This is a genomic window from Massilia phosphatilytica, assembly GCF_977014125.1.
Window position 1 is genome coordinate 1 of the sequence record NZ_CDRNIL010000115.1, and the last position, 8,993, is coordinate 8,993.

An 8,993-nucleotide genomic window follows, 5' to 3' on the forward strand; every position below is an offset into this window, starting at 1 on the left:
CGGCGGACGAGGTCGTGATCTTCGGTTCCGCGTCCGAAGCTTCCTTGAACGCAATATCAATTGTTCGATTTCGCCGCGTCCATCGAGCGGTTCCGCGACAGTCGCCGGGCCGCGCAGGCGCAGCTCGATCCGGCTGCGCGGGTACATCTCTTCGGCTGTCCCTACCAGGACGTGGCGCCGGAGGATGTCGCCGACGTCGTCCGCAGGCTGCGCGACCCTCGGCTGCGACGAGATCGATATCGCGGACACGATCGGCACCGGCACCCGCCCCCGCGCAGGTCGATGCGGTGTACCAGACGGTCGCGAAACAGTTTCCGCTCGCCCGGCTGTCCGGCCATTTTCACTATACCTACGGCCAGGCGCTGGTCAACATCTACGCCGCCCTCAGCGCCGTCGATCTTCCATTCCCGACGTCGCGGGCCTGGCGGTTGCCCATGCGAAGGAGCGACCGGCAATGTGGCGACCGAGGACGTCCTGTCGACGGACTGGCATCCACACCGGGGTGGACCTCGAGAAGGTGGTCGAGGCGGACAGTTCATCTCCAGGTAGGGCGCACGGGGTCGAGCGGGCCAACCCGGCCATCGCGGCGCGAAACGCCATTTATTGAACTAACACGTATAGATGATCTCATGGTAGACACAAACAGGTCCCTGAACAGGCAGTGCGAGGCTGATGGAATACGATGCGGTCATCGTCGGCGGCGGCCCTGCCGGGGTTGTCCGCGGCGATCCGCGCTCAAGCAGCTCGCCGCCGGCAAGGAAACCGATGTCTCGGTCTGCGTGGGAAAAGGGATCCGCGCGCCGTCGAGTGCGGTCACGGACCTGATCGCGACGAACGAACTGTTTCCGAACTGGAAGGAGCCGGCGGCGCCGCTGAACACCCCGGTGACCTGAAGACCGGTTCCTGTTCCTCACTGGAGCCAAGTCGCCACCCACGCCCGCTCGGCCTCGCCCGGGCCCGCTTCCAGAACCACGGTAACTACGTCATCTCGCTCGGACGTGGTTCGCTGGCTGCACAACAAGCCGAAGCGCTCGGCGTGCAGGTTCCGGCTTTCCAGCCGCCGAGCTTCCCGCACGACCGACGGTTCGGCGCGCGTGCCATGCAAACATGGGGTGTCGACCGCCACTGGCAATCCGACCGATGCGTTCGAGTGGCATCGAACTGCACGCCAAATAACATGCGTTGCAGCTGCGGCCACCTCGGCAAGCAGTTGATCGCCAGGTTCGAACTGCAGAAGGCCCGCACCGAACACGCGTGGGGCATCAAAGGCATTGTGGGAGATCGAGCCGCCATAGGTATCCGCATCCAGCGGCCAGCCCGCGCTGTGAATGACGAGGCCGGGCTGGTGCTTGGCCGGATCGATCTCCCACAATTCCTTGATGCCCAGCGCGTAGGTTTGCGGGTCCCGGCCCTTGTCCAGTTCGAACCTGGCGATCAACTGCTTGCCGAGGTGGCCGCGGGCGCCTTCCGCAAAACACGTGTATTTGGCGTGCAGTTCGATGCCGGGCTGGAACGCATCGGTCGGATTGCCGTGGCGGTCGACACCCATGTTTGCCGTGGCCACGCCACGCACCGACCCGTCGTCGTGATACAGGACTTCGGCGGCTGGAAAGCCGGGAAAGATTTCCACACCGAGCGCTTCGGCTTGTTGTCCCAGCCAGCGGACCACATTGCCGAGCGAGATGACATAGTTACCGTGGTTCTGGAAGCAGCCGGGCAAGGCCCAGGCGGGCGTCCGGTAGGCGTTTCGTTCGGTGAGGAACAGGAACCGGTCTTCGGTCACCGGGGTGTTCAGCGGCGCACCCAGCTCCTTCCAGTTCGGAAACAGTTCGTTCATCGCGATCGGGGTCCATAACCGCGCCCGACAGGATGTGCGCGCCGATTTCGGATCCCTTTTCCAGCACGCAGACCGAGACATCGGTTCCCTTGCCGGCGGCGAGCTGCTCGAGCCGGATCGCGGCGGACAACCCGGCAGGGCCGCCGCCGACGATGACCACATCGTATTCCATCGTCTCGCGCTGCCCGTACTGTTCGGGGGAATTGCTTGTGTCTACCATGATGATCTATACGTGTTGATTCGATGAATGGCGTTTCGCCGCGATCGCATTGCCGGCCCGGCTCGACCCCGTGCGCCCCAGCTGCCTGGAGATGAACTGTCCCGCCTCGACCACCTTCTCGAGGTCCACCCCGGTGTGGATGCCAAGTCCGTCGAGCATGTACAGGACGTCCTCGGTCGCCACATTCCCGGTCGCTCCTTTCGCATAGGGGCAACCGCCCAGGCCCGCGACGGAGGAATGGAAGATCGACACGCCGAGCTGGAGGGCGGCGTAGATGTTGACCAGCGCCTGGCCGTAGGTATCGTGAAAATGGCCGGAGAGCCCCGGCTGAGCGGGAAGCTCTCTTCGCGCACCGTCTCGTACACGGCATCGACCTGCGCGGGCGTACCGGTGCCGATCGTGTCCGCGATATCGATCGCGCCGCAGCCGAGGTTCGCGCAGCCTGCGGGACGACGTCGGCGTCACTCCGGCGCGACATTGCCCTGGTAGGGACAGCCGAACGGAGCAGCTCGATGCTGCCGCGCAGCCGGGATCGAGTGCGCCTGCGCGGCCCGGGCGACCTCGCGGAACCGCTCGATGGACGCGGCGATCGAACAATTGATATTGCGTTCAGAGAAAGCTTCGGACGCGGAACCGAAGATCACGACCTCGTCCGCCCGGGCGGCCAGTGCCGCCTCGAAGCCTTTCATGTTCGGTGTGAGCGCCGAGTAGACGACCCCGGGACGGCGCGGGATCTTGTCCATGACCTCGCCCGACGTCGCCATCTGGGCACCCATTTGGGCGAGACGAACGAGGCGGCTTCGACGTGGGCCAGGCCGGCGTCGACGAGGCGCTCGACCAGTTCGATCTTGGCCTCGGCCGGGACCGTTTCCTCTTCGTTCTGCAGTCCATCGCGCGGGCCCACTTCGACCAGTTTCACATGCGTTGGGAGACCCATCATGGTTCCTTCCCGGGTCTGAAAGTCAGCAGCTGCACGCCGTCGGACACCTGGTCGCCCACGGCGTACAGGAGTTCCTCGACGATGCCGTCGGCGGGCGAGGTGATCGTGTGTTCCATCTTCATGGCTTCCATGATCAGCAGCGGCGTGCCTTTCTCGACCACGGCACCCGGTTCCGTCAACAGCGCCACGATCTTGCCGGGCATGGGGGCGGTCAGGCGGCCGCCTTCGGTTTCGGCATCGCCGGCATGGGCCAGCGGATCGCTGTACTGCAGCGTCGTATGTTCGCCGCGATAAAAAACGTGGACGTGCTGGCTGTCGCGCACGACATGCCCCCGTACGACCGCGCCGTCGAGCTTGACCGTGAACAGCGTGTCCTCGCATCCGGCCAGGGACACCGACGCCACCTGTCCGCCCACCCGTACCTGCCAACCCTTGCGCTGGTAGGCGATCTCCATCACCTGCGTACCGGCATCTCTACAGAACTCGAGCCGGCGCGTCAGCGTGCCGTTCATGCGCCAGCCGTGGGCGCTAGTCCACGGGTCGGCCGGGTTGATGCCCGCCGGCGTTTCCGCACCGACGAGGGCGACGGCCGCCAGCGCCAGCGCGGCCAGCGGCGCCGGGCCTGCCGGCGGGAACAGCGATGCGGTGTTTCGCTCGATCAGGCCCGTGTCCAGATCCGCGTGCGCAAAGGCATCGCCTTCGACGAGGCGTTTCAGGAACGCGATATTGGTCGCGAGGCCGACGATGTGGAATTCGGACAGCGCCTGCGCCATGCGCGCCAGCGCCTGCGCGCGGTCCGCGCCCCACACGATCAGCTTGGCGATCATCGGATCGTAGAACGGCGAGATCGCATCGCCCGCGCGCACGCCGGAATCGATGCGGACGCGCGGCAGGAACGCCGGCAGCGCCGCCCAGTTCGAACGCGACCGTGGGCCGGCGTATCCATGCAGCGCAAGGTGCCGATCGACGGCAGGAATCCCTTTTCCGGATTCTCCGCATAGACGCGCGCCTCGATGGCGTGGCCGTGGATCTGCGAGTTCGTGCTGGCTGCTGCGGCAGCGGCTCGCCGGCGGCGACCCGCAGCTGCCACTCGCACGAGGTCCGGTGCAGGTGATCATTTCCGTGACCGGATGCTCCACCTGCAGGCGCGTGTTCATCTCCATGAAGTAGAAGCTGCCGTCCTGGTTGGCGATGAATTGGACGGTGCCCGCACCGACGTAGCCGACCGCCTTCGCCGCTGCGACCGCGGCGTGTCCCATCGCGCGCCGCCGCTGTTCGGACATGCCGGGCGCCGGCGCTTCCTCCAGCACCTTCTGGTGCCGGCGCTGCACGGAGCAGTCGCGCTCGAACAGGTAAACGCAGTCGCCGTGCGAGTCGGCGAACACCTGGATCTCGATGTGGCGCGGCTGGATCAGGTATTTTTCCACCAGCACGCGGTCGTCGCCGAAGCTGCTGATAGCCTCGCGCTTGCAGGACTTGAGCGCGGCTTCGAAATCCTCGCCGCGTTCGACGATGCGCATGCCCTTGCCGCCGCCGCCGGCGCTGGCCTTGAGAAGCACGGGGTAGCCGATCCGGTCGGCCTGGCCGCGCAGGAAGCCGGCATCCTGGTTCTCGCCGTGGTAGCCGGGCACCAGGGGGACGTCGGCCGATTCCATCAAGGCCTTGGCCGCGGACTTGGATCCCATCGCGCGGATGGCCGAGGCGGGCGGTCCGATGAAGACGAGGCCGGCGCGGGCGCAGCTGTCGGCGAACGCTTCGTTTTCCGACAGGAAGCCGTAGCCGGGGTGGATCGCCTGGGCGCCGGTCGCGAGCGCCGCCTCGACGATTTCTCGGCGCGCAAATAGCTTTCGTTGGAGGGCGCGGGGCCGAGCAGGACCGCTTCGTCGCATGCCGCGACGTGCTTCGCATCCGCATCGGCTTCGGAATACACGGCGACTCGTCTTGATGCCGAGGCGGCGCGCGGTCGCGGCAACCCGGCATGCGATCTCGCCCCGGTTGGCGATCAGAATTTTGTCGAACAAGTCGTTCTCCTTGGATTTAAGGCAGCCAGGCCGGCTTGCGTTTGTCGAGGAAGGACGGTCGACGCCGTCGCGGCCTTCGCCGCGAGGCGCGGATGCAGTGCGATGCGGTCCGCGGTGTCTTCCAGCAGCGCTTCGGTCACGGGCTGGCCCGACGATCTCGCGCACGAGCCGTTTCGCTTCGCGCACCGCGTTCGGGCTGTTGTTGGCCAGCGCCTGCGCGATGCCCGCGACGGTTCGTGTCGAGGTCCGCGGCCGCCACGATCTCGTGCACGAAGCCGATGCGGTGGGCTTCCTTCGCATCGAAGCGTTCGGCGGTGAGGAAGTACCGGCGCGCGGCTTGTTCTCCCATCGCCTTGATCACGTACGGCGAGATCGTCGCCGGGATCAGCCCGAGCTTGACTTCGGACAGGCAGAAGTTCGCCGTATCGACGGTCACGACGACATCGCACGCGGCCACGAGGCCCATGCCGCCGGCGTAGCAGTCGCCCTGCACCTTCGCCACGATGGGCTTCGGGCACGTATAAATGGTGCGCAGCATGTCGGCGAGGCGCATGGCGTCGGCGCGGTTTTCGCTATCCGAATAACCGGCCATCTTCTTCATCCAGTTCAGGTCCGCGCCTGCGCAGAATGCAGTGCCGTTCGCGGCCAGCACGATCGCGCGCACGAGTTCATTGCGCCCAGCTCGTCGAAGGCGAGGGCCAGTTCGGCGATGCTTTGTTCGTTGAATGCGTTGCGCAGGTCGGGGCGGTTCAGCGCGACGTGGCCGATGCGGTCGGTAATGGTGACGGTGAGGGTCTGGTAGTCCATGTCTCGTCTCCTCACATGCGGAACACGCCGAACTTCGTGTCCTCGATCGGCGCGTTCAGCGCCGCCGAGAGGGCCAGGCCCAGCACCATGCGCGTGTCGGCCGGATCGATCACGCCATCGTCCCACAGGCGCGCGGTGGCGTAATACGGGTGGCCCTGGTGTTCGTACTGTTCCTTGATCGGCTGCTTGAACGCGGCTTCCTCGTCCGCACTCCACTGGCCGCTGCGCGACTCGATGCCGTCGCGCTTGACGGTCGCCAACACGGACGCCGCCTGGTCGCCGCCCATCACGGAGATGCGCGCATTGGGCCACATCCACAGGAAGCGCGGCGAGAACGCGCGGCCGCACATGCCGTAGTTGCCGGCGCCGAACGAGCCGCCGATGATCACGGTGAACTTGGGGACCGATGCCGTCGCGACCGCGGTGACCATCTTCGCGCCGTTGCGGGCGATGCCTTCGTTCTCGTACTTGCGGCCGACCATGAAGCCGGTGATGTTCTGCAGGAAGACCAGCGGGATCTTGCGCTGGCAGCACAGCTCGATGAAGTGCGTGCCCTTCAGCGCGGATTCCGAGAACAGGATGCCGTTGTTGGCGATGATCCCGACCTTCATGCCGAAGATGTGGGCGAAGCCGCAGACGAGCGTCGTGCCGTAGCGCGCCTTGAATTCGTCGAATTCGCTGCCGTCGACGATGCGTGCGATGACTTCGCGGACGTCGAACGGTTTGCGGGTGTCGACGGGGATGATCCCGTACAGTTCTTCCGGGGCGTACTTCGGTTCCGCGGCTTCGCGCAACGCGCCCTGTTGGGGCTTGGTGCGGTTCAGGTTCGAGACGATGGTTCGCGCGAGCGCCAGCGCGTGCGTGTCGTTCTGCGCCAGGTGGTCGGCGACGCCGGACAAGCGCGTGTGGACATCGCCGCCGCCCAGGTCCTCGGCCGTGACGACTTCGCCCGTCGCCGCTTTGACCAACGGCGGGCCGCCCAGGAAGATCGTGCCCTGTTCCTTGACGATGATGGATTCGTCGCTCATCGCCGGCACGTACGCGCCGCCCGCCGTGCAGGAGCCCATCACGACGGCGATCTGCGGGATGCCTTTTGACGACAGGGTCGCCTGGTTATAGAAGATACGGCCGAAGTGGTCGCGGTCGGGGAACACGTCGTCCTGGTTCGGCAGGTTGGCGCCGCCCGAGTCGACGAGGTAGATGCAGGGCAGGTTGTTCTGCTCGGCGATCTCCTGCGCGCGCAGGTGTTTTTTCACCGTCATCGGGTAATACGTGCCGCCCTTGACGGTGGCGTCGTTACAGACGATCACGCATTCCTGGCCCGCGACGCGGCCGATGCCCGTGATGATGCCGGCGGCGGGCGCCGCGTCGTCGTACATGGCGTAGGCGGCCATCTGGGAGAATTCGAGGAACGGGGTGCCCGGATCGAGCAGCATCTGCACGCGCTCGCGCGGCAACAGCTTGCCGCGTGCGACGTGCTTGGCACACGCGGCTTCGCCGCCCCCCTTGGCGATCTGGGCCACCTTGGCGCGCAAGTCGTCGACGAGGGTTTGCATGGCGGCGGCGTTGGCTTTGAACTCGTCGCTGCGCGGGTTGAGTTTGGAGTCGAGTTGGGTCATGGCGGGCCTCGTCAAGCGGTCTCGCCGAACAGCTCGCGCCCGATCAGCATGCGGCGGATCTCGCTCGTACCGGCACCGATCTCGTACAGCTTGGCGTCGCGCCACAGGCGGCCTACCGGATAGTCGTTGATGTAGCCGTTGCCGCCCAGCGTCTGGATCGCCTCGCCGGCCATCCACGTCGCCTTTTCCGCGCTGTACAGGATGGCGCCGGCCGCGTCCTTGCGCAGGGCACGGACCTGTTCCGGGTTCGAGGCGCGGTCGCAAGCCTGGCCGACCGCGTACACATAAGCGCGGCATGCCATCATCGTCGAATACATATCCGCGATCTTGCCCTGCATCAGTTGGAACTCACCAATTGCCTGACCAAACTGCTTGCGCTCATGAATATACGGCACGACGACGTCCATGCAGGCCGACATGATGCCCAGCGGGCCGCCGGAGAGCACGGTGCGCTCGAAATCCAGGCCCGACATCAGCACGTTCACGCCCTTGCCCACGCCGCCCAGCACGTTTTCCACCGGAACTTCGCAATCCTGAAACACCAGCTCGCCCGTGTGCGAACCGCGCATGCCCAGCTTGTCCAGCTTCTGTGCAATGGAGAAACCCTTGAAACCCTTCTCGATGAGGAAGGCGGTCATGCCGCGCGGGCCGGCTTCGATGTCGGTCTTGGCGTAGACGACGAGGGTGTCGGCGTCCGGACCGTTCGTGATCCACATCTTGGTGCCGTTCAGCACGTAGCGGTCGCCCTTCAGCTCGGCGCGCAGTTTCATGCTGACGACGTCGGAACCGGCGTTCGGTTCGGACATGGCCAATGCACCGACGTGCTCGCCCGAGATCAGTTTCGGCAGGTATTTGCGCTTCTGCTCTTCGTTGCCGTTGCGCTTGATCTGGTTGACGCACAGGTTCGAGTGAGCGCCGTACGACAGGCCGACGGAGGCCGACGCGCGCGAGATTTCTTCCATGGCGACGATGTGCGCCAGGTACCCCATATTGGCGCCGCCGTATTCCTCGCCGACGGTGATGCCGAGCAGGCCCAGTTCGCCCATCTTTTTCCACAGGTCCATCGGGAACTGGTCGGTGCGGTCGATGTCGAACGCGCGGGGGGCGATTTCGCTCGCGGCGAACTGTTGTACGGCTTCGCGCAGGGCGGCTATGTCTTCGCCATGGTCGAAGGTCAGGCCCGGCAGGGCGATCAGGTTGTTCACGATGTGGTCTCCATATTGGTAGGCATGTCAATTCAGTGGTCGAGGCATCTTTCCGCGGCCCGGTCACGCAGCGTTTCGAAGAGGCTGGTCACCCGTTCGACCAGCACCTGATCGACGTCCGCCAGCACGTGCGCGTGAAATGCGCGGGCTTCCGCTTGCACTTTCCCATACCGTTCGCGGCCGGCATCGGTGAGGCGCACATGCTTGATGCGACGGTCGCCCGGGCACGCCGTGCGTGTCACCAGGCCGGCTTCCGCCAGGCGGTCGATGAGGTGCTGGATCATCCAACTAACTCCTCCGTTTTAACCTTAGCAATACGTAACTGAACGAAGTAGATGTACATA

5 protein-coding genes and 4 pseudogenes are annotated in these 8,993 nt (G+C 65.4%); 2 read left to right on the plus strand and 7 right to left on the minus strand.

The window, feature by feature from the left end:
• A pseudogene (locus ACWNCF_RS03925) lies at positions 1–607 on the plus strand (hydroxymethylglutaryl-CoA lyase); the annotation flags it as partial.
• A 663-nt stretch (positions 608–1,270) separates the two neighbouring features.
• Here ACWNCF_RS03925 and ACWNCF_RS03930 read toward each other — a convergent pair.
• Positions 1,271–1,967, minus strand: a pseudogene (locus ACWNCF_RS03930) (NAD(P)/FAD-dependent oxidoreductase); the annotation flags it as partial.
• Between ACWNCF_RS03930 and ACWNCF_RS03935 the strand changes: the two are divergent.
• Positions 1,872–2,084, plus strand: coding sequence for a hypothetical protein (locus ACWNCF_RS03935; RefSeq protein WP_449406101.1), 213 nt, complete (start codon positions 1,872–1,874; stop codon positions 2,082–2,084). The pseudogene ACWNCF_RS03930 and the gene ACWNCF_RS03935 sit on opposite strands and share 96 nt — an antisense overlap.
• Here ACWNCF_RS03935 and ACWNCF_RS03940 read toward each other — a convergent pair.
• The 6 genes and pseudogenes from ACWNCF_RS03940 to ACWNCF_RS03965 all read right to left on the minus strand — a co-directional run bounded on the left by ACWNCF_RS03940 (position 2,064) and on the right by ACWNCF_RS03965 (position 8,933).
• Positions 2,064–2,994, minus strand: a pseudogene (locus ACWNCF_RS03940) (hydroxymethylglutaryl-CoA lyase). The gene ACWNCF_RS03935 and the pseudogene ACWNCF_RS03940 sit on opposite strands and share 21 nt — an antisense overlap.
• A complete protein-coding gene (locus ACWNCF_RS03945) occupies positions 2,994–5,018 on the minus strand; it encodes an ATP-binding protein (protein WP_449406097.1) in 2,025 nt (674 codons plus the stop codon). Before ACWNCF_RS03945 ends, ACWNCF_RS03940 begins: the two are co-directional and overlap by 1 nt.
• 16 nt (positions 5,019–5,034) lie before the next feature.
• Positions 5,035–5,825 (minus strand): annotated as a pseudogene (locus tag ACWNCF_RS03950) (enoyl-CoA hydratase/isomerase family protein).
• Between the two features lie 11 nt (positions 5,826–5,836).
• Positions 5,837–7,444 carry a carboxyl transferase domain-containing protein gene (locus ACWNCF_RS03955; RefSeq protein WP_449406098.1) on the minus strand — a complete coding sequence of 536 codons (1,608 nt, stop codon included), beginning with the start codon at positions 7,442–7,444 and terminating at the stop codon, positions 5,837–5,839.
• A gap of 11 nt (positions 7,445–7,455) precedes the next feature.
• Entirely contained in the window at positions 7,456–8,640 is a 1,185-nt protein-coding gene (locus tag ACWNCF_RS03960) for an isovaleryl-CoA dehydrogenase (protein ID WP_449406100.1), read from the minus strand.
• 41 nt (positions 8,641–8,681) lie between these two features.
• Entirely contained in the window at positions 8,682–8,933 is a 252-nt protein-coding gene (locus tag ACWNCF_RS03965; RefSeq protein ID WP_449406099.1) for a MarR family winged helix-turn-helix transcriptional regulator, read from the minus strand.
• Positions 8,934–8,993 lie beyond the last annotated feature (60 nt).